Origin of the sequence: uncultured Acidovorax sp., from assembly GCF_964021665.1 — a bacterium.
GTDB classification, from domain to species: domain Bacteria; phylum Pseudomonadota; class Gammaproteobacteria; order Burkholderiales; family Burkholderiaceae_C; genus Acidovorax; species Acidovorax temperans.
This window is the reverse complement of the sequence record NZ_CAXIAK010000011.1, coordinates 49,814-70,430: the sequence shown is the minus strand read 5'-3', so window position 1 is coordinate 70,430 and position 20,617 is coordinate 49,814. Positions and strand designations below refer to the sequence as shown.

The window sequence follows — 20,617 nt, the reverse complement described above, 5'->3', positions numbered from 1 at the left end:
ACAGGGCAAAGCGCTGGGCAATGCCACGGTGCACGATCTGCTGCGCATGGCATCGGGCGCGGCAGAGCAGAACGGCGATAGCACCATTTGGACACCAGAGCAAACTAAGGACTGGAACCAAGGCTTACTGAATCTGGCGGAGTTGATTGCGACAGATCGCATCTCCAAGGCGGCACGCGGCGCATTCTCAGAGTACAAGCCCGGTGAGGTGTTCGCATACAAGTCTACGGACCCCATGACGCTCGGTCTCATGGTCAGCCGCGCTACCGGCATGCCGCTGAGCCAATGGATTCAAGAACAGGTGCTGAACCCCATGGGCGCGGCTCATCCTGGGCTGTATTCACAAGACCGCGCCAAGAATGGACTTGGAGATTCAGGCATGCGGCTGCGCATGGAAGACTGGATGCGCTTCGCGGTATGGGTCAAGGAATCGTCCAAGAGGTCAGATTGCTTTGGCGACTTCGTGAAGGCTGCGATGGTCAAGCAGATCGGCAACGACCGCAATCCAGCGGCACGCAAGCATGGCCGGATGTTCGGTGGTTATGGCTATCTGATCTGGACGGAAAACATCACAGCGCCTGATACGGCGTGGGCATCTGGTTGGGGCGGTCAGCGCATTGGCTGGAACTACCGCAATGATCGGATGTTGGTGGTGTTCTCCAGCAGAGAGGCGTGGATGCCGGAGGTGTATGAGCTTGCGCGCGATTGGGGAAAAGCACAGCGTTGATCCATTGGTCGAAAAGCCCCTTCGACGCAGAGGGATCGAAGCCGAAAGGCCTGCGGAGCGGCGGGGAGCTATCGCGCACCAATTAGTGCCAAAACGCCGTTACGACTCAGGGGGCGGTGAAGCCGCTTTCATCTTTCACTCTGGAATTTCTAGCGAGGTTCCAGTGCATCCAATCCAATTGCAAAGCGGATGGTAGAAATGACGGCAGATAAAAGCAAAAAGCGCCATGAAAGGCGCTTTTTTGCTTGATAGCTGGCGGAGACTGTGAGATTCGAACTCACGGACGGTTGCCCGTCGGCAGTTTTCAAGACTGCTGGTTTAAACCACTCACCCAAGTCTCCGGGTAGCCTCGTATTCTAGCCGCTCGCTGGCCTGTTTTTTGCAGAGCATGCCGTCAACCGCATGGCCTTGGGTTGGCGCGCCGCTTTGGCGGAGTCTTGCGAGCGGGTCACCGCACGTTAGCCCAGTCGCAGACTCAACAACCCACCGCAGGGGGCGCCAGCCGGTGGTGGCGCCCATTACATTGGTGGTTGGCACAGCGTCTGGCTTTTGCGGGCTGTGCGTTTTCTTGTTTGTTGTTTGTTGAAGGAACCCGTTGCATGCGCCCAGTCATCGCCCAGCTCGAAGCATCCAAGATCCGCGAGATCGCCAACGCCGGCATGGGGCGCAAAGATGTGTTGGCCTTCTGGTTTGGTGAGAGTGATGAGGTCACGCCCGATGTGATTCGCAACGCGGCCATCGAGTCGCTGCAAAGTGGCGAAACCTTTTACGCGCAGAACTGTGGCCTGCCCGAGCTGCGCGAGGCGCTGGCGCAGTACACCCGGGAATCGCACCCTTCGGCGGATGTGGATGCCAACCGCATCGTCGTTACCTCGGGCGGGGTCAGCGCACTCATGCTGGCCGTGCAGGCGCTGGTGGATGCTGGGGATGAAGCCGTGATCATTACCCCCGTATGGCCCAACCTGGTTGCGCAACCCACCATCATGGGAGCGCAGGTGCGCTGCGTGCCACTGCAGCCGCAGGGCGGTGCCTGGGGTCTGGACTTGCCTGGGCTGCTCCAGACCATCACCGAGCGCACGCGGCTGCTGATTGTGAATGCGCCCAACAACCCCACGGGCTGGACGCTGACGCGCGAAGAGCAGCAGCAAATCCTGGCGCACTGCCGTCGCACGGGCACGTGGATTTGGCGGACGAGGTGTACGAAAAGCTTTATTACGAGCCCACCCCCCACGGCTGCGCCCCCAGCTTTCTGGACATTGCCGAGCCTGAAGACCGCCTGCTGGTAGCGCACAGCTTTTCCAAGAGCTTTTTGATGACCGGCTGGCGCATGGGCTGGCTGGTGCTGCCGGCATCGCTGGCCGATGCCATGGGTAAGCTCATTGAGTTCAACACGTCGTGTGCCAGCGTGTTTACCCAGCGCGCGGCCCTGGCGGCGCTGGCCCACCGCAAAGAGATCACGCCCCGCATCGTGGCGCATTTCAAGCAGTGCCGCGACACGCTGGTGCCTTTGCTCGCGCAAGTGCCGGGCGTGCAGGTGGCCTCGGCGCGAGGCGGCATGTACGCCTTCTTCCGCATCGAGGGGTTCGATGATTCCATGGCGGTGGCCAAGCGGCTGGTGGCCGAGGCGGGAGTTGGCCTGGCCCCCGGCGATGCGTTTGGCCCGGAAGGGCGGGGTTGGCTGCGTTGGTGCTTTGCCTCCAAGGACGTGAACCGTTTGGCCGAAGGCGTGCGTCGCCTACAGCAATGGCTGGAAAGCAACCGCGCTGCCTAGCCGCCTGGTTGGTTGCTGAAGCGTTGATTGGTCGCAGGCCCGGCGACTTGTTCCTCAAGTGCGGCCCCGGGGTGACGCGCCGTCGGGCAGCCGTCATTCAGCGCAGGGTCAAGGGGAGCGAGGCGGTGCGGGTGTAACAAAAAGTGAATACACTCCCGGCCTGTTTGTAAATTTGTGTTTCCATGCTGGCCCTTGATCTGCGTTCCTTGTCGGCCATGTCCGGCCTCATGGCGGTGGTGCTGGGCCTGGTGTTGTTCGGGGTGCGGGCCAATTTCCCGGAATCCATTCGCGGTTTGCGGCTGTGGGGGCTAGCGCCGCTGCTGTGCGCGTCTTCCACCGTTTTGTTTGTGCTCAACGGCGTGCTGCCTGCCTGGTCACTGGTGCTGGGCGGTAACGGCCTGTTGATGGCAGGGTTTGCCTGTTTCTTGTTTGGCAGCCAGCGCTTTGCGGGCGTGCCTGTGTCGTGGCGGCCCTGGGGGGCCGTGATTGCGGCAGCGTTGGGCTTGATGGCGGTGTTTTTGTGGGTGCAGCCCGACTACCGCGTGCGGGTGCTGATATTCACCAGCACCTTGGCGCTGATGTGCGTTTTCCATGTGCGCTTGTTGCTGCGCCACTGCCGCGGGTTTGCCAGCCGCCTGATCGTGGGGGTTTTGTCTGCGCAAGCCCTGATCCTTCTGGCGCGCGGGGTGTCTTCGCTGTGGCTGGACAGCCCGACCTCAGACCGTTTTGCCCCCTCGCTGGTGCAGACGGCTTACCTGGCTACCTTCAGCTTTGCGGTGCTGTTGGTGGGTGTGGGCGTGCTGCTGATGGCAAGCGAACGCCTGCGTTCAGAGTTTGAGCACCTGGCAACCCACGATGGCCTGACCGGCGCCTTCACACGCCGCGCGGCGCTGCAGATGGCCGATGCCGAGATGCAGCGCTGGCTGCGTCAGCAGCAGCCGTTTGCCGTGCTGATGCTGGATGCGGATCACTTCAAGCAGATCAATGACGTGTACGGCCATCTGGTGGGCGATACCGTGTTGCACGACATTGCCGCTCAGGTCATTGGCGCATTGCGGGCCACCGACCGCCTGGGCCGTTTTGGCGGGGAGGAGTTTGTGGCGGTCTTGCCCGCTACCGATCTGGCTGCCGCCGTGGCAGTGGCCGAGCGGGTGGTGGCTTCGGTGCGCAGCCTGCCCGTGCTGCCTGACCGGCCCCGCTGCACCGTCAGCGTCGGGGTGGCTGCGGTGCAGGCGGGCGATGCCCGTTTCGATCAAGTGCTGGGCCGTGCGGATGCCGCTTTGTATCTGGCCAAAAACCGGGGGCGTGACCAGGTGGCCATCCATGCGTCTGTCGCACCTGTTGTTGAGTAGAAACGGTATCTATCGCCCGCCAATAAAGCGCGAGCAGCTATATAAATAATAGCAAATCCATGGTGGCTACAGGCTTGGCGGGGCCGTGCCACCCGCCATGTGTGGTGGCTTACTTGGGGGTGCCGCTGTCTGAAATGCGCCGCGCATACACGGCCAGCACGATGCGCTCGGAATGCACCAGGTACTCATTGAGCGCCGCTGCGGCTTCTTGCAGTTTGCCGGCCTCGAACAGCTCCAGGATGTTCACATTCATCTCCACGTAGGGCATGTGCAGGAACTCCGGGTCGTTCAGCAACCCGAAGGCCAGGCGCAGCTCGGCCAGCAGGTGCGAGAACATCACGTTCAAACGCTCGCTGTCGGCCAGCTCGACGATGGCCATGTGGAATTCCATGTTGGCCGTGCCCACCCCTTGCCAGTCGCCCGCGTCACGGCAGCGCAGGGCCATTTCCACGGCGTCACGCAGGTGCTTCTTGGCCGGGTGGCGGGGGTAGGCCTGGGCCAGGGCCTGGCATTCGATCAGCCGGCGCACGCGGTAGATGTCGATGATGGACGCGATGCTGGGGATGGCCACAAACACACCCCGGTTGGGTTCGTGCTTGAGCAGCCCTTCCTTCGTCAGCAGGCGAAACACCTCGCGCAGCGTGTTGCGCGAAATCTCCAGGCTTTCACTCAGAGCCGCTTCTGACAGGCGCTGGCCCGGCGTGAACTCCCCATGCACGATCTTCTGGCGGATCAGCTCCGCCATGCGGTCATTCAGTGTTTGGGGGTTGCTCAGTTCGGACTTCATGCCCTGATGGTAAGGGGAAAGAAGCCCCGCCCCCGCGCACTTTGGAGGCCCCTTGGGCGCTTTTGCAGGGCCCCTCCAGCACTCGCTGGGCCCGCCGGTCAAAGAGGCGCGGAGCAGTTGCTGGCATCCCAAATCCCACAGTTTGTGCGGAAACCGAGGGTTTTTACTGAGGGCGTGAGTGCTGCCTTGTTGGGCAGAATCGATAAATCGTAAAACAACTAAATATTTTTTGTTCAACAAAAATTATTTGATTGCCACTCAATGGTGCATATTTTGTTCGTTGATATGGCATGCAAGTTGCATGGCGAGAGGCAGCTGGCTGCGTGCCGAGGACTTTGGGGTCTGCACGCAGCGGCAGAGGAAAAGCGCGCGCAGCGGTGCCTGTGCCCAGGTTCAGGGGGCAAGGCTGTGCGGGGTGTTTGTGTGTCTGTGTGCTCAACGAAGGATCAACATGCTTAGTGACGTCAATCTGTGGCCACTCATCGGGGTGGCCATCATCATCGTGGGCTTTGTCCTGCGGTTTAACCCCATGCTGGTCGTGATCGTCACGGCCGTGGGCACGGCCCTGGCGGCGGGGTTTCCCATCGACAAAATCCTGGCCACCATCGGCACAGGCTTCATCAAGACCCGCAATCTGCCGCTCATCATCCTGCTGCCCCTGGCGGTGATTGGCCTGCTGGAGCGCCATGGCCTGCGCCAGCACGCGCAAAACTGGATCAGCTCCATCAAGTCCGCAACGGCGGGCCGGCTGCTCATCGTGTACCTGGCTGCCCGCCAGCTCACCGCTGCCATCGGCCTGACCAGCCTGGGCGGCCACCCGCAAATGGTGCGCCCGCTGCTGGCCCCCATGGCCGAAGGCGCCACCGAAGCGCGCTACGGCAAGCTGCCCGAGCGCATCCGCCACAAGCTGCGCGCCTTCTCGGCCGCGACGGACAACGTGGGCCTGTTCTTTGGCGAAGACATCTTCGTGGCCTTTGGCGCCATCGTGCTGATGACCACCTTCCTGCGCGAAGCAGGCATTGATGTGGAGCCGCTGCATGTCGCGCTGTGGGGCATCCCCACCGCCATTTGCGCCTTTGCCATCCACGCCTGGCGTCTGTACCGGCTGGACGGTGTGCTGGCCCGTGAACTCAAGGCCGAGGGCATTGAACCCCTTGCTGCCTCTGCCACCGCTTCGGCCACCAAGACCGCCTGAGGAATGCCGCGATGACTCTCTCCATCCAATACCTGTACTACCTGGTGGGCGCCGTGCTGGCACTCACCGCCATCGCTACCTTCAGCGACCGTAGCAACCCCAAGCGCGTGAGCAGCGGCCTGTTCTGGGGCCTGTATGCCCTGGTGTTTCTGGTGGGCGACCAGCTGCCCCCGCTGTGGGTGGGCGTGGGCGCCGTGGCCATGGCGCTGATTGCGGGCTTTGGCGGCGTGGCCGGTGGCCAGCACAAAAGCCCCAGCGTGGCCGAATACGCGGCCAGCGCCAAGCGCCTGGGCAACAAGCTGTTTGCCCCCGCGCTGGCGATTCCGCTGGTCACCATGATCGGTACCCTGTCGGCCAAGCACCTGTCGGTGGGCGGCGTGCCGCCGCTGGACCCCAAGAACACCACGCTGGTGAGCCTGGGCGTGGGCTGCGTGCTGTCGCTGGCGCTGGTGTGCTGGCTGACGCGTGAAACCCCTGCGCAAGGCATGCGCGAATCGCGCCGCCTGACCGATGCCCTGGGCTGGGCGCTGGTGCTGCCGCAAATGCTGGGCATGCTGGGCCTGGTGTTCTCGGATGCCGGTGTGGGCAAGGCAGTGGCCTACGTCACCACCACCTACATCAACATGGACCTGCGCTTTGTGGCCGTGGCCGTGTATGTGATTGGTATGGCGCTGTTCACCATCATCATGGGCAACGGCTTTGCCGCCTTCCCGGTGATGACGGGCGGCGTTGGCGTGCCGGTGCTGGTAGGCGTGTACCACGGTGACCCCGCAGTGATGGCGGCCATTGGCATGTTGTCGGGCTACTGCGGCACACTGCTCACGCCCATGGCGGCCAACTTCAACATCGTGCCCGCTGCGCTGCTGGAACTGCCGGACAAGAACGCCGTCATCCGCGCCCAGGTGCCCACGGCCCTGGCACTGCTCACGGCCAACGTGTTTTTGCTGTACTTCCTGATGTTCCGCTAACCTCAATGAACCCCAAGGAAACGCCATGACGCAGAACGTGCTGCTCACCGGCTTTGAGCCGTTTGACAAAGACCCGCTCAACCCCTCGTGGGAAGTGGCCCGCGCGCTGGACGGCTGGCAGCCTGCTGCGATGAACGCTGCCTGCACCGTGCGCGCCGTGCAGCTGCCCTGCGTGTTTGGTGATGCCGTGGTCCGGCTGCATGAGGCCATGGCCCAGTGGCAGCCCACGCTGGTGATCTGCCTGGGCCTGGCCGGTGGGCGCACCGAGATCACGCCCGAGCGCGTGGCCATCAATGTGGACGACGCCCGCATCCCCGATAACGCCGGGCGCCAACCCGTGGACACCGCTGTGCAAGCAGGCGGCCCTGCTGCGTACTTCTCCACCTTGCCCATCAAGGCCATGGTGCGTGACATGCGGGCCGCAGGGGTGCCTGCAGCTGTGTCCAACACGGCAGGCACTTTTGTGTGCAACCACATTTTTTATGCGCTGATGCACCGGCTGGCCGCGCAGGCTGGAAACGCAACGGGGGCAGGGGGCGTGCGCGGTGGCTTTATCCATGTGCCCGCCTTGCCCGAGCTGGCGGCGCTGCACCCCGGGATGCCCAGCATGGCCCTGGCCACACAGGTGCAGGGCTTGCAGATTGCCATTGAGACCGCCCTGGCCGTGCGCAGCGATGTGCGCGAAGTGGGTGGGGCGCTGCACTAAGAAGGTGTGAACGAACCCGCCATGCCCGCTCATCCCGCCACAACGCACCCGCTCGTCGTTGCAAATGCTCGCCATAGCCCGAGCTATGGCTGCGCTTTGCGCCTAGATCGGTCACGCTGTGGCGACCTGCTCGGGCACGCCGGATTCATTCACACCTTCTGACCTAAGCAAGTTACTTTTTTTGACGACGCTGGCCGCGCGCTCCCATGCACGCGGCCGCACCCGGAGAACACGATGACAACCATGGACCTCAACAGCGACTTGGGCGAGAGTCTGGGAGCCTGGACGATGGGCGACGATGCCGCCATGCTGGAGATTGTGAGCAGCGCCAATGTGGCCTGCGGCTTTCACGCGGGCGATCCGGTCGGCATTCTGCAAACCCTGCGCGCAGCCGCAGAACGCGGCGTGGTGGTCGGTGCACACGTGGCCTACCCCGACCTCAAGGGCTTTGGCCGCCGCAGCATGGATATCTCCAGCGCGGAGCTGGTGGCCGATGTGATCTACCAGATCGGCGCGCTGCAAGGATTGGCGGCAGCCGCAGGTACCACGGTGCGCTACGTCAAGCCGCACGGCGCGCTCTACAACACCATTGCGCACGATGCGCGGCAGGCCAAGGACGTGATCACTGCCATCCGCGCCATCGACCCGAAGTTGGCCCTGGTGGCGCTGGCCGGATCGCCCCTGGTGCAGTGGGCGCGTGACGCAGGCTTGCGCGTGGTGTCCGAAGCCTTTGCAGACCGGGCCTACACCCCCCAGGGCGCCCTGGTGTCGCGCCGCGAAAAAGGCGCGGTGCTGCATGACCCCGAAGTGATCGCCCAGCGCATGGTGCGCCTGGTGCGCGAAGGCGTGGTCGAGGCTATCGACGGCAGCACCGTGCGCATCGAGGCCGACTCGATCTGCGTGCACGGCGACAGCCCTGATGCCGTCGGCATCGCCCGTGAGGTGCGCCGGAGGTTCGAGGCCGATGGCATCCAGATCGCCTCATTCATGGCCCCTTCCATGGCCCCTGTCATGGCCGCTGTCCAGGGGTAAGGCTGCATGCGTTTCCTGCCCGTCACCCTCAATTCGCTGCTGGTCGAATTGGCCGATCTGGACGAAACCCTGGCGCTGCTGGCATCGCTGCAGCGCACCCCGCTGGCCGGAGTGGAAGAGTTGGTACCCGCAGCGCGGACCATCCTCGTGCGGTTTCGCCCATCGGCCACCAGCGCTGCGGCACTCGTGCAGCAGATCGCGCAGCGCGACCTGTCGCAGCGTGCCGAGCGCAGCAGCACGCTCGTTGAAATCCCCGTGCACTACAACGGGGAGGATCTGGCCGAGGTGGCGCAGATTCTGGGCATCACCGCCGATGAAGTGGTGCAGCGCCACACGGGCAGCGAGTACACCGTGGCTTTCACCGGCTTTGCGCCCGGCTTTGCGTACCTGAGCGGCGGCCACCCCAGCCTGAACGTGCCACGCCGCAGCACCCCGCGCACGCGCCTGCCCGCAGGCTCTGTGGGGTTGGCGGGCACCTTCAGCGGCGTGTACCCGCAGGCCAGCCCCGGTGGCTGGCAAATCATTGGCACCACGCCTGTAGCCATGTGGGACATCACCCGCGCGCAACCCGCCTTGCTACAGCCCGGCTACCGCGTGCGCTTTGTGGATATTGCTACTAAAAACATAGCTGCTAGCGCTTATTCAGAAAGCGCTGGAGGCCAAAAAGACCCCAAACCCGCTGGCCGCACGCAGCACCACCTGGCCGCCGGGCACACCGCGCTGCAGGTGCGTGCCACGGGCTTGCTCACCGTCTTTCAGGACCTGGGCCGCCACGGCCAGGCCAGGCAGGGCGTGTCGGCTTCAGGCGCCATGGACCAGGCCGCCCTCAAGGCCGCCAACCGCCTGGTGGGCAATGCCAGCAACGCCGCTGCGCTGGAGACCGTGGGCGGCGGCCTGCAACTGCGCAGCGTGGGCGATAACGTGGTGGCCGTCACCGGGGCCGATGCCGTGCTGACGCTGACCACGGCCGACGGCCAGCGCTGGTCTGTGCCACGTTACGAACCTGTGGCCCTGGCCGATGGCGACATGCTGGCCGTGGGCCAACCCACCGCAGGCGCACGCTGCTACGTCGCCGTGCGCGGCGGCTTTGCCGAAGCGCCCGTGATGGGCAGCTGCGCCACCGACACCCTGGCCCATGTCGGCCCCGCGCCCGTGGCCGTGGGCGACTGGCTGGCCGTGCAACCCGCGCCAGCCACCAGCGTGGTAGCCGCCCCCGAGCTGCCGCCTGCTGATTTGCCCACGCTGGAGCAAGAAGTGGTGCTGGACGTGGTGATGGGCCCGCGCACCGACTGGTTCACCCCCGAGGCCATCGCCCGCTTTGCTTCGCAGCGCTGGCAGGTCACGCCCCAGTCCAACCGCGTCGGCCTGCGCCTGGCGGGCGAGCTGCCTTTGGACCGCGCCATCACCGGCGAGCTGCCCAGCGAAGGCACAGCCCTGGGTGCCCTGCAGGTGCCCCCCAGCGGGCAGCCCGTGCTGTTTTTGGCCGACCACCCGCTCACGGGCGGCTACCCGGTCATTGGCTGCGTGGCCCCGTACCACCTCGACCGCGCCGGGCAGATCCCTGTGGGGGCCTGGTTGCGGTTCAACCCGATTCAGCCGTTTGCAGAGCTTGCGCCCTGATGGTTCGTGGCGTTGGTTGTACTTTCAAAGAACACCGGAACATTGATATGAAAAAAGTTTTGATTGCCAAGCGCGGAGAAAGCGGCCGCATGGCGGGCGCTTCTGCACATCGCAGTGCCTGCGCAGCAGGCGACGGCGATCTCGCCACCCTGTGCTGAGCAGAACATTGGAGCCTTGATATGAAAAAAGTCCTGATCGCCAACCGAGGCGAGATCGCCGTCCGCATCGCCCGCGCCTGCGCCGACTACGGCGTACAGTCCGTCGCCGTGTACGCCAATGCCGACATCGATGCCCTGCACACCCGCATGGCCGATGAGGCTTATGGTCTGGACGGCGACCGTCCCGCAGACACCTACCTCAACGTCGAAAAGCTGTTGGCTGTTGCCAAAAAGAGCGGAGCGGACGCCGTGCACCCCGGCTACGGCTTCCTGTCGGAGAACGCCGCCTTTGCCCAGGCTGTGATCGACGCCGGCCTGGCCTGGATTGGCCCTCGCCCTGCCACCATTGCCCAACTGGGCGACAAGGTGTCTGCACGCAAGATTGCGCTGCAAGTGGGCGCGCCGCTGGTGGTGGGCACGCCCGACCCCGTGAAGGACGCGAGCGAAGTGCTGGCCTTTGCCGAAAAGAATGGCCTCCCCATCATCATCAAGGCCGCCTTTGGTGGTGGCGGGCGCGGCATGAAGATCGCGTGGCGCATGGACGAAGTGGCCGAGCTGTATGAATCCGCCGTGCGTGAAGCCGTCACGGCCTTTGGCCGGGGCGAGTGCTTTGTCGAGCAGTTTCTCGACAAGCCCCGCCACATCGAGGCCCAGGTGCTGGCAGACACCCACGGCAACGTGGTGGTGCTGGGCACGCGCGACTGCTCGCTGCAGCGGCGCAACCAGAAGCTGGTGGAAGAGGCCCCTGCGCCATTTTTGAGCGACGCACAGCGCGAACGCATCCACACGGCCGCACGTGACATCTGCGCCGCTGCAGGATATGTGAGCGCGGGCACGGTGGAATTTTTGCTGAGCCAAAGCGGTGCCATCTCGTTCCTGGAAGTCAACACCCGCCTGCAGGTGGAGCACCCCGTGACCGAGCAAACCACGGGCGTGGACCTGGTGGTGGAGCAATTGCGCGTGGCCGATGGCCTGCCGCTGTCCATCACGCAAACGCCCGCGCCGCTGGGCCACTCGTTCGAGTTCCGCATCAACGCCGAAGACGTGGGCCGGGGCTTTTTGCCCACGCCAGGGCCCGTGCAGCGCTTTGATGCGCCCTCGGGCCCCGGCGTGCGGCTCGATACGGGCGTGCAGTCGGGCTCCGTCGTGCCCGGCACGTTCGATTCGCTTATGGCCAAGCTCATCGTGACCGGGGCCACACGCGAACAGGCCCTGGCCCGCGCGCGCCGTGCGCTGCGCGAGTTTCAGATTGAAGGCGTGGCCTCGGTGCTGCCATTCCACCGCGCCGTCATCGACCACCCCGACTTTGTAGGGGCTGATGGATTCAAGGTGCACACCCGCTGGATCGAATCCGACTTCGCCACGCCACTGGCTGCTGCGGTACGGGCCGCGCCCGTGGCAGACACCAGCCTGCTGCGCACCGCCATCGAGATCGATGGCCGCCGTGTGCAGCTGGGCCTGCCTGCCGTGCTGCTGCAAGGCCTGGCGGCCGCGGGTGGGAAGGGCGCTGCTGCCGCACCAGCCGAGGCTGCGGTGGACGCATCCGCCGTCACTTCGCCCATCGCAGGCAATCTGCACGCCTGGAAGGTGGCCGATGGCGACATGGTGCAAGAGGGCGATGTGATTGCCGTGATGGAGGCCATGAAGATGGAGATGCAGGTGACGGCACACCGCGCTGGGCGCGTGGCCTTGGCGGCAGCGGCTGGCACCGCCCAGGCGCTGGGTGCGGTGATTGCCCGAATTGCCTGAGACGCGCCGTCTTACTGCCGCGCCAGGGCGGCGGGCGCGCCCCGCCAGCGCGCCATGCTGTCCATGATGAGCACGGTGCACACCATCCAGGTGCCCCCCAGCACCCAGCCGGCCAGCACGTCACTCACGTAGTGCACATGCAGCACCACGCGGCTCCAGCCGGTGGTGAAGATCAGCGCGCCCGCGCAGCACACGGCGGGCACCTGCCAGGCCCGTGGCAGCAGCCGCACCGCCAAGTACGCCAGCATGGCATAGGCCACCATGGATGCGCTGCTGTGCCCGCTGGGAAAACTGAACCCATCGGCCTGCGCTGCCCCATGCACATGCTCTGGCCGCACGCGGGCAAACACGTCTTTCAAAATTTTGGTCAGCAGCCCATTGCCCGCCATGGCCACCAGCCAGCCAACGGCCAATAAACGGTGCCTGCGCCACCACAGGGCGGCCGTCACCGCCAGGGTCAGCGTGGTCAGCACGGCGGTGTCTCCCAGGTGGGTGAGTGCGCCAAACCACCGCAGGGCCGCCATGTCTGCATGCAGACGCAGTTGCTGCGCAATGCCTTCGTCCACCCGGCTCCAGGTGCCCGTGCGCTGCCAGCCCTCGGCCAGCTCTGCCATCAACGCGCCCCCGGCCAGCAGGGCGCAAGCGGCTGCCGCCATGCTCAGCAGCATCACAGTGGTGGCGCTGGCTGCGTGAAGCAAATGCCGCACAGGCGAGGGGCGGTGGCGCAGGGTTTTCAAGGCCCACAAGGCGCCACTGCCCAGCAAGGCGCCCGCAGTCATTCCCAGCAGCCAAAGGGCAATGGGGTGGCGGGCAACAGTGGTGGCAAGGGTGTCCAGGTCCATGGATTCAAAGGTCTTTTTGGGGGGGAAGAGAGCCGGTGCTGGGACGGGTTGTTACTGCGTACCCAGCGGATGCACTGGAATCGTCTTGAGCCAAGCGAATGGCCAGCCCGTGCAGCTTTCGGTACCGTGGTGTTTTACCTCAGCAAGGGGTGGCCCGTTGCGATCACAGGGTTTAGCGTTGCAATGCGCAGTGCTGCCTGTAGGCGCACGCCGACGCACCAAGGCGCCGCCCGCTGGCTGCGCTGTAGCCACTGCGCCGTGATCATTGAATAGCGGCCCCGTGCCGGGTCTTTGGCCTCACAGGCATCGTTACGCCCACCACGCTTTTCATCCCCATGACCGATTTGCACAGTCCCATGATCCTTCATCACCACAGTCCCATCCATGTGGTGGTTCCACTGCGGCCAGGGGCTGATCTGGATCTGGTGCGCGCAAAGCTGAGTGGTGCATTCGCTCAGCACGACCATCCCGTGGTGTGGCACATACCGCGTGAGCGGGGTGACATCGTTCAATTGGCGGATCACGCAGCAGAGGCCGCCCGCGATAACGCTGGTTTGCTGGTGGCGGCGGGGGGGGATGGCACGATCAACGCCGTGGCCGCAGCCGCCTTGCGTGCCGGTGTGCCCATGGGGGTGGTGCCCATGGGCACTTTCAACTATTTCAGCCGCGAGCAAGGCTTGGAGCTGGACGCTGAAGCCGCCGTGCTGCAGCTGCTGGAAGCCCTGCGCGCGGGTGAGTTGCGGCCGGTGCAGGTCGGCTTTGTGAATGACCGGGTATTTTTGGTCAACGCCAGCGTGGGGCTGTACCCCCGGTTGCTGGCAGAGCGCGAGCAGGCCACGCGCAAGCTGGGCCGCTCTCGCGCGGTGGCCATGGCCGCTGCGGTGTGGAGCATGCTGCGCCCCTCGGCGCGGCGACGCTGGCGCGTGGTGGTACGCACCCGCCAAGGAAATCAGATGCAAGAGCAGGAACACGAAGTCACCACGCTGTTTGTCGGCAACAACCCCCTGCAGCTGGAGCAGGTGGGCTTGGCGCAAGCTGAATCGGTAGCGCAGGGCGGGCTGCTGGCCGTGGTGTTGCTCAAACCCCAAAGCCGCTGGGCCATGGCTCGCACGGTATGGCGCGCCGCCACTGGCCAACTGGACGACGACCCTGCCGTGCAAAGCCTGGCCTGTGCCGAGCTGAGTGTGGCGCCCGCCGGGTGGCGCAAGGCCAGCGTGAAGGTGGCTTTTGATGGCGAGCGCGAACGCATGAAAGCGCCTCTGTGTTTTTCGCTACACACGCGGCCCCTGTGGCTGGTGGCGCCAGCGCAGTTGCAACATTTGCCGCAGCGCGACTCTGCCAACGCACCACCTGCCGCAGCGCCGCCCTTGGCTGAACCTGCGCTGGCGCCTGCCTGAACACCATGCGCCAGGAACTGCCTGCAGTCGCGGGGAACGCTGGTGCCATGCTTCGCCACGAAGGTCATGAAGCAGCGCCCGTTCCCCCGTCGTTGAAGGTGGAAGCTGACAAGGAGCTGGGGCTTGGCAAGAACGAAGCGAAAGTTTTGCATCCAGCACCAGCGTCGGTAATCGCCACCACGCACAAATTGATGCATCTTTCCGATCTGCATTTTGGAGCGCACGACCCGCTGGTGTGCGCGGCGGTGCAGCGACTGGCGCATCGGCTGCGTGTGGATGTGGTGGTGGTTTCGGGCGATCTGACCCAGCGTGCCACACGCCAGCAGTTCGCCTTGGCGCACGATTTTGTTTGCGGCCTGGGGGTGGATGAGCGCGTGGTGCTGGCCGGCAACCACGACTTGCCCCTGTTCGCCTGGTGGCTGCGTTGGGGCCGGGCCTACCAACGATTTGCATCGCAGTTTGGAGCCCAGCTCGAACCTCAGCGGCAGGTGGGGCCGTTCTGGATTGTGGGGGTGAACACGACCCGGCCCTGGCGGCATGAGCGCGGCACGCTTTCGGCCGCGCAGGTGACTCGGGTGGCGGAAGACTTGCGGTCTGCGCCCGCGCAGGCATGGCGCATTGTGGTCAGTCACCACCCCCTGGTGGCTCGCAGTGCGGAAGACCGATCCCACCGGCCCCACGGCGCCGACACTGCCGTGCAACGCTGGCGCGATGCGGGTGCCCACATGCTGCTCTCAGGCCATGTGCACCATCCGGCCTTGCTGCAGCCCCTGCCCGGTTTGTGGTCCATGCAGGCCGGCACGGCCGTATCGCGCCGCCTGCGCAGTGGGCAACCCAATAGTCTGGTGGTGTTGCAGATGCAGTCCGAGCCCACGGGTTCGCTGGGGCGGCAATACCCTAATCGTTTTGCTCAGCGCTGGGATTTTGATGCCCGCTTGGGTGACTTCGTGTGCGTTGAATCGCTGCCCGTGGCGGGTTGAAATACGCCCGTTCCCTCACAGCCAGGGCTTGAGCCAGCCCAGCCCGTCGCTGGTGGCGTGGGCTGCCGTGCCGCGCGCGGGGCGGTATTCGCAGCCAATCCAGCCGTCGTAGCCCAGGCTGTCCAGCAGTTGGAACAGGTAGGTGTAGTTGATCTCGCCTACATCGGGTTCGTGGCGCTCGGGCACACCGGCAATCTGGAAATGGGCGACGTTGCCGGTGGGCAGGTATTCGCGCACTTTCATGGCCAGGTCGCCTTCCACGATCTGGCAGTGGTACAGGTCCATCTGCACCTTCACGTTGGCGGCGCCGATCTCGGCGATCAGCGCGTGGGCCTGGTTCTGGCGGCTCAGGAAGAAGCCGGGCATGTCGCGGCCGTTGATGGGCTCCAGCAGGATCTGGATGCCGTGCGGCGCAGCCTGTTCGGCGGCATAACGCACGTTGGCGATGTAGGTGGCGCGCACGGTGGCCGCGTCCGCACCCTGGGGCACCAGCCCGGCCATCACGTGGATGCGGGGGCATTGCAGGGCCTGGGCGTATTCGATGGCTTTGGCAATGCCTTCACGGAACTCGGCCTCACGCCCGGGCAGGCAGGCCAGCCCGCGCTCGCCCGCGTCCCAGTTGCCGGGAGGGGCGTTGAACAGCACCTGTTGCAGGCCATTGGCTTGCAGGCGCTGGGCTAACTCTTGCGCCGGGTAGGCGTAAGGGAAGAGGTATTCCACCGCCTTGAAGCCATCGCGCGCAGCGGCGGCAAAGCGGTCGAGAAAGTCCACGTCGTTGTAGAGCATGGACAGGTTGGCGGCAAAACGGGGCATGGGTGTCTTTCTGTCTGATGGTGAAGGCTTTGCCTCACCACTGCGCGCCAAAGGTCTGGCGCAGTTGTTCAATCTGGGGCTCGGTCAGCGGCGTGGGGTGAGGCTGGCACAGCATCCACAGGCGTGCGGTTTCTTCCAGTTCTTCCAGCACGGCCATGGCGGCGGCGGGCGTGTCGTGCCACACGTTGGGCCCCAGGCGTGCCAGCATCACGGCGCGCACAGGGCTGCCCTTGGTGGCATAGCGGCCAATGGTCTGCGCCACCAGCGCCGCTGCCGCCGGGTCGCCAGGGCGGTGGTACGGGATGTGCGGCACGCGGCCTACCTTCATCACAAAGTAGGGCGTGATGGGGGGCAGCAATTGCGCATCGGGCGCCAGTTGGCCACCTGCAGCGGTGTCGGCTTGCAGCGAGCAGCCCACCAGGTGCGTGCTGTGCGTGTGGATCACGCAGCGCGCTGGGGCCGCTGTCGATGCCGAGGCTTCGTAAATCTGGCGGTGCAGCGCAATGGTCTTGCTGGCCCGGTCGCCCGCCACCTGCTGGCCCTGGGCGTCCAGGCGCGCCAGCCGCTCGGGCTGCAGCGTGCCCAGGCAGGCATCCGTGGGCGTGATGAGGTAGCCGTCGGCCAGGCGCACGCTGATGTTGCCTGCGGTGGCGTGCACATAGCCCCGCTCAAACAGGCTACGGCCCACGCGGCAGATCTCGTCGCGGGCCTGGCTCTCGTCCATGAAGGCGGGGGGTGAGGTCATGCCTGCAATTGTGCAAAAGCCTTGGTGAAAAAGTCGGTGCTACCAAAATTGCCCGACTTCAGCGTGATGTGCAGCCCGTCCTTCGCGTCGTGTGCCACGGCATGGCACCACGGCACGCCGGGGTCAATCTGCGCGCCAATGCGCATTTGCGTGATGCCCAGGGCCTGCACGCAGGCACCCGAGGTTTCGCCACCCGCCACGATGAGCTGGCGCACACCGCGCTGCACCAGGCCGCGTGCAATGGCGGCAATGGTGCCTTCCACCATGGCACCGGCTTTTTCGGAGCCCAGTTTGCCCTGAATGGCGCGCACGGCCGATGGCTCGGCGGTGGAGTAAACCAGCACCGGGCCTTGGCCGATGTGGCCTTCGGCCCAGGCCAGCGCTTCGGCGGCCACGTCCACGCCTGCCGCAATGCGCAGCGGGTCGATAGCCAGGGCGGGCTTGCCTGCCTTGATGAAATCCATGACCTGCTGGTTGGTGGCCACAGAGCAGCTGCCCGACACGATGGCCTGCAGCCCCTGGGCGGCGGGCAGGCGTGCTGCCTCGTTGCTGGGCGCCACGCCAAAGTTGCCCGGCAGGCCAATGGCCACGCCGGAGCCCGCTGTGACCAGCGGCATGCCCTTGAGGGCAGGGCCCAGGCGCAGCAGGTCGGCGTTGGACACCGCATCCACCACGGCCATACGCACGCCCTCGGCTTTGAGTTGGTCGATGCGTGCGCGGATGGCAGCCTCGCCCTGCGCGACCACACTGTGGTCGATCAGGCCCACACGGCTGGGTGTCTGCGCTTGCAGCACGCGCACCAGGTTGGGGTCGGTCATGGGCGTGAGCGGGTGGTTCTGCATGCCGCTCTCGCTGAGCAGCACATCGCCCACAAACAGGTAGCCCTTGAACACGGTGCGCTTGTTGTCGGGGAACGCGGGCGTGGCGATGGTGAAGTCGGTGCCCAGGGCCTGCATCAGCGCATCGGTCACGGGGCCGATGTTGCCTTCGGCCGTGCTGTCAAAGGTGGAGCAGTATTTGAAGTAGATCTGCTCGGCACCTTGCGCCTGCAGCCACTGCAGCGCAGCCAGCGACTGGGCAATGGCTTCTTCTTTGGGAATGGTGCGCGACTTGAGCGCGACCACGATGGCATCGGCCTCGGTATCCAACGGCGCCGTGGGAACGCCCATGGCTTGCACCACGCGCATGCCTGCGCGCACCAGGTTGTTGGCCAGGTCGGTCGCGCCGGTGAAGTCGTCGGCGATGCAGCCCAGCAGTGCACGTGTGCGCGTCATGCCTTTTTCTCCTTGCCTTCGGGCAGGGTGATGCCGGGGAAGATTTTGATCACGGCGCTGTCATCTTCCTTGGCAAAGCCTGCGGTGGAGGCTTGCATGAACATCTGGTGCGCGGTGGCCGCCAGCGGCAGGGGGAATTTGCTGGCGCGTGCGGTGTCCAGCACCAGGCCCAGGTCCTTCACAAAAATATCGACGGCCGACAGCGGCGTGTAGTCGCCCGCCAGCACATGGGCCATGCGGTTTTCAAACATCCAGCTGTTGCCCGCGCTGTTCGTGATCACTTCATACAAGGCGCTGGCTTCCACGCCCTCGCGCAGGCCCAGGGCCATGGCTTCGGCGGCCACGGCAATGTGCACACCAGCCAGCAGCTGGTTGATGATCTTGACCTTGCTGCCCGCGCCTGCCTTGTCGCCCAGGCGGTACACCTTGCCAGCCATGCCGTCGAGCACCGCGCCCGCTGCGGCATAGGCCTCAGGCTTGGCCGAGGTCATCATCGTCATCTGGCCCGATGCGGCCTTGGCTGCGCCGCCAGAGATGGGCGCGTCCACATAGTGCAGGCCCAGGGCGTTCAGGCGCGCTTCCATCGCCACCGACCAGTTGGGGTCCACGGTGGAGCACATCACAAACGTGCTGCCGGGGCGCATGGCGCTGGCTGCACCGCCCTTGCCGTCGTCGCCAAACAGCACGCTCTCGGTTTGCGCGGCGTTGACCACCACCGACACCACCACATCACTCACCGCCGCCAATGCCGCCGTCGTGGCGTGGGCCGTGCCACCGTCTGCCACAAAGGCATCGGCCACGCCGGGACGCACGTCGCACACGTGGATGGTGAAACCGTTGTTGCGCAGGGTCTTGGCAATGCCAGCGCCCATGGCGCCCAGGCCGATGATGCCGACGGTGGGTTTTGTCATGTTGTCAGTCCTTCAAAGAAATTCAAAACAGTGGGCTCAGGCCACCAGCACCCACAGCAGGGCAGTCAGGGCAAAGCCCGCCAGGCCCAGCACGGTGGTCAGCACCGTCCAGGTGCGCAGGCCATCGCCCACGCTCAGGCCCAGGTAGCGGGTCACGATCCAGAAGCCCGAATCGTTGACGTGCGACAGGCCCAGGCTGCCAAAGCCAATGGCAACCGTGAGCAGCGCCACTTGCAAGGGCGAATACCCGCCACCCGCCATCGCATCGGCCAGCAGGCCGCAGGTGGTGATGATGGCCACGGTGGCCGAGCCTTGGGCAGCGCGCAGGGCCAGCGCAATGATGAACGCCAGCAGGATGAGCGGCAGGTGAGTAGCGGTGAGGCTTTGCGACAGCGCAGCGCCAATGCCGCTGGCCGTAAGCACCTTGGCAAACACGCCGCCAGCGCCGGTCACCAGGATCACGGTGGCAGCAGGGGGCAGGGCAGATTCCATGATGGCGTTGGTGCGCTCGCGGTTCCAGCCCTGGTTGCGGCCCAGCAGAAACATCGCCAGGCCCACGGCCACCATCAGCGCAAAAATGGGCGAGCCAATGAAGCCCAGCACATTGCGCAGGCTATCGCCTTTGGGCAGCAGTGTGGCACCGGTGGTGCCCGCCATGATGAGGGCCAGCGGGATCAGGATCAGCGCCATGATGGTGCCCACGCCCGGTGCGCTGCGGGCTTTGGATGCCGTGCTGTCTTCGCTGTTGCCAAAGGCCGCAAACTGCTCGGCCGTGGTGGGCAGCATGGGGTAGCCCTTGCGGTTGAGCCAGCCCGCCACGACCTGCGCCAGCGCCGCCAGCGGGATGCAGATGGCCAGGCCAATGATGGTGATCCAGCCAATGTCGCCCTTGACGATGGCCGCCCCGCCCACGATGCCGGGGTGCGGTGGCACCACCACGTGCGCGGCCAGCATGATGCCCGCCACGGGCAGGCCGAACTTGATGGGGTTGACCCCCGCCGCCTTGCAAAAGCCGTAGACGATCGGCACCAGGATGATGAAGCCCACATCAAAAAACACCGGGATGGCCAGCACCAGCGCAGCGGCCGTCAGGGCCATGGGCACCCGTGTGGGGCCTAGCAGCTGCGTGAAGCGGTTGGCCAGGCTGGCCGCGCCGCCCGAGACCTCGATCATCCGCCCCAGCATGGAGCCCAGCGCCACCAGGATGGCCACCGAGCCCAGTGTGCCGCCCATGCCTGCAATCAGCGTGCTGATGATGTCGCTAATCGGCATGCCCGTGGCAAATGCGACGAGGAAGCTCACCAGCATCATGGCCACGAAGGCGTGGACCTGCCAGCGGATGATGAGCAACAGGAGCAGGGCAATGCTGCCGGCGCCGATGCCGAGAAGTGCGAGGGTGGACATGGACTGGGTATCTCCGGGAGGAAAAGGCCGTGCACGCAGCAGGGCTCTTTTGTGATGTGTTTATATGGTTATCATACAAATTTAAAACAACGTCTGATTACGGGTTAACCCTGAAGTTGTTTGGGTCTCGACCTCTGCTGGGGGGGGGCTGGCTTCTGCGGCAGGTGTGCGGTGCAGGCGTCTGCA

The 20,617-nt window shown here is 65.1% G+C and carries 17 protein-coding genes, 1 tRNA gene and 1 pseudogene; 11 read left to right on the top strand and 8 right to left on the bottom strand.

Going from position 1 to position 20,617, the window contains the following annotated elements:
* The coding region (locus tag AADJ04_RS04295; protein WP_341238867.1) for a serine hydrolase domain-containing protein at window positions 1-727 on the top strand (727 nt) is incomplete at its 5' end.
* A gap of 253 nt (window positions 728-980) precedes the next feature.
* Here the strand turns inward: AADJ04_RS04295 and AADJ04_RS04290 are convergent.
* Window positions 981-1,068: transfer RNA gene (locus AADJ04_RS04290), tRNA-Ser, on the bottom strand.
* A gap of 258 nt (window positions 1,069-1,326) precedes the next feature.
* On the opposite strand from AADJ04_RS04290, the pseudogene AADJ04_RS04285 reads away from it, so the two are divergent.
* Both AADJ04_RS04285 and AADJ04_RS04280 read left to right on the top strand, forming a co-directional pair.
* Window positions 1,327-2,498, top strand: a pseudogene (locus AADJ04_RS04285) (pyridoxal phosphate-dependent aminotransferase).
* Between the two features lie 182 nt (window positions 2,499-2,680).
* Window positions 2,681-3,850, top strand: a complete 1,170-nt coding sequence (locus AADJ04_RS04280; protein WP_341238866.1) for a GGDEF domain-containing protein — start codon at window positions 2,681-2,683, stop codon at window positions 3,848-3,850.
* A gap of 109 nt (window positions 3,851-3,959) precedes the next feature.
* Here AADJ04_RS04280 and AADJ04_RS04275 read toward each other — a convergent pair whose 3' ends face one another.
* Window positions 3,960-4,637, bottom strand: a complete 678-nt coding sequence (locus tag AADJ04_RS04275; protein ID WP_341238865.1) for a GntR family transcriptional regulator — start codon at window positions 4,635-4,637, stop codon at window positions 3,960-3,962.
* Between the two features lie 451 nt (window positions 4,638-5,088).
* Here AADJ04_RS04275 and AADJ04_RS04270 point away from each other — a divergent pair, with 451 nt between their 5' ends.
* The 6 genes from AADJ04_RS04270 to AADJ04_RS04245 all read left to right on the top strand — a co-directional run bounded on the left by AADJ04_RS04270 (window position 5,089) and on the right by AADJ04_RS04245 (window position 12,065).
* Window positions 5,089-5,832 (top strand): DUF969 domain-containing protein, encoded by a 744-nt coding sequence (locus AADJ04_RS04270; protein ID WP_341238864.1) that lies wholly within the window; start codon window positions 5,089-5,091, stop codon window positions 5,830-5,832.
* 11 nt (window positions 5,833-5,843) lie between these two features.
* Complete coding sequence (locus AADJ04_RS04265; RefSeq protein ID WP_341238863.1) at window positions 5,844-6,800, top strand: DUF979 domain-containing protein; 957 nt, start codon at window positions 5,844-5,846, stop codon at window positions 6,798-6,800.
* Window positions 6,801-6,825: 25 nt separating this feature from the next.
* Window positions 6,826-7,506 carry a pyroglutamyl-peptidase I gene (pcp, locus tag AADJ04_RS04260; protein ID WP_341238862.1) on the top strand — a complete coding sequence of 227 codons (681 nt, stop codon included), beginning with the start codon at window positions 6,826-6,828 and terminating at the stop codon, window positions 7,504-7,506.
* 234 nt (window positions 7,507-7,740) lie between these two features.
* Entirely contained in the window at window positions 7,741-8,538 is a 798-nt protein-coding gene (locus AADJ04_RS04255; RefSeq protein WP_341238861.1) for a 5-oxoprolinase subunit PxpA, read from the top strand.
* A gap of 6 nt (window positions 8,539-8,544) precedes the next feature.
* The gene (gene pxpB, locus AADJ04_RS04250; RefSeq protein ID WP_341238860.1) at window positions 8,545-10,158 is read left to right on the top strand and encodes a 5-oxoprolinase subunit PxpB; all 1,614 of its coding nucleotides are present in this window, start codon (window positions 8,545-8,547) and stop codon (window positions 10,156-10,158) included.
* Window positions 10,159-10,337: 179 nt separating this feature from the next.
* The gene (locus AADJ04_RS04245; protein WP_341238859.1) at window positions 10,338-12,065 is read left to right on the top strand and encodes a biotin carboxylase N-terminal domain-containing protein; all 1,728 of its coding nucleotides are present in this window, start codon (window positions 10,338-10,340) and stop codon (window positions 12,063-12,065) included.
* Between the two features lie 11 nt (window positions 12,066-12,076).
* Here AADJ04_RS04245 and AADJ04_RS04240 read toward each other — a convergent pair whose 3' ends face one another.
* Complete coding sequence (locus AADJ04_RS04240; RefSeq protein ID WP_207374968.1) at window positions 12,077-12,907, bottom strand: phosphatase PAP2 family protein; 831 nt, start codon at window positions 12,905-12,907, stop codon at window positions 12,077-12,079.
* A gap of 356 nt (window positions 12,908-13,263) precedes the next feature.
* Between AADJ04_RS04240 and AADJ04_RS04235 the strand changes: the two genes are divergently transcribed.
* Together AADJ04_RS04235 and AADJ04_RS04230 are read left to right on the top strand one after the other, a co-directional pair.
* A complete protein-coding gene (locus AADJ04_RS04235; protein ID WP_341238858.1) occupies window positions 13,264-14,304 on the top strand; it encodes a diacylglycerol kinase family protein in 1,041 nt (346 codons plus the stop codon).
* A gap of 191 nt (window positions 14,305-14,495) precedes the next feature.
* Complete coding sequence (locus AADJ04_RS04230) at window positions 14,496-15,284, top strand: metallophosphoesterase (RefSeq protein ID WP_341238870.1); 789 nt, start codon at window positions 14,496-14,498, stop codon at window positions 15,282-15,284.
* Window positions 15,285-15,299: 15 nt separating this feature from the next.
* On the opposite strand, the gene otnI is transcribed toward AADJ04_RS04230, so the two are convergent.
* From otnI to AADJ04_RS04205, 5 genes are read right to left on the bottom strand one after another with little or no spacing between them, the layout of a single operon-like run.
* Window positions 15,300-16,097: a 2-oxo-tetronate isomerase gene (gene otnI / locus AADJ04_RS04225; protein WP_341238857.1), complete on the bottom strand. Its 798-nt coding sequence runs from the start codon at window positions 16,095-16,097 to the stop codon at window positions 15,300-15,302.
* A 34-nt stretch (window positions 16,098-16,131) separates the two neighbouring features.
* Entirely contained in the window at window positions 16,132-16,821 is a 690-nt protein-coding gene (locus AADJ04_RS04220) for an aldolase (RefSeq protein ID WP_341238869.1), read from the bottom strand.
* Window positions 16,822-16,838: 17 nt separating this feature from the next.
* The gene (gene otnK / locus AADJ04_RS04215; RefSeq protein WP_341238856.1) at window positions 16,839-18,116 is read right to left on the bottom strand and encodes a 3-oxo-tetronate kinase; all 1,278 of its coding nucleotides are present in this window, start codon (window positions 18,114-18,116) and stop codon (window positions 16,839-16,841) included.
* Window positions 18,113-19,027, bottom strand: coding sequence for an L-threonate dehydrogenase (gene ltnD / locus AADJ04_RS04210; RefSeq protein WP_341238855.1), 915 nt, complete (start codon window positions 19,025-19,027; stop codon window positions 18,113-18,115). The genes otnK and ltnD overlap by 4 nt, the downstream gene beginning before the upstream one ends.
* A 36-nt stretch (window positions 19,028-19,063) precedes the next feature.
* On the bottom strand, window positions 19,064-20,431 hold the full coding sequence (locus tag AADJ04_RS04205; protein ID WP_341238854.1) for a GntP family transporter: 1,368 nt from the start codon (window positions 20,429-20,431) through the stop codon (window positions 19,064-19,066).
* Window positions 20,432-20,617: the final 186 nt, after the last annotated feature.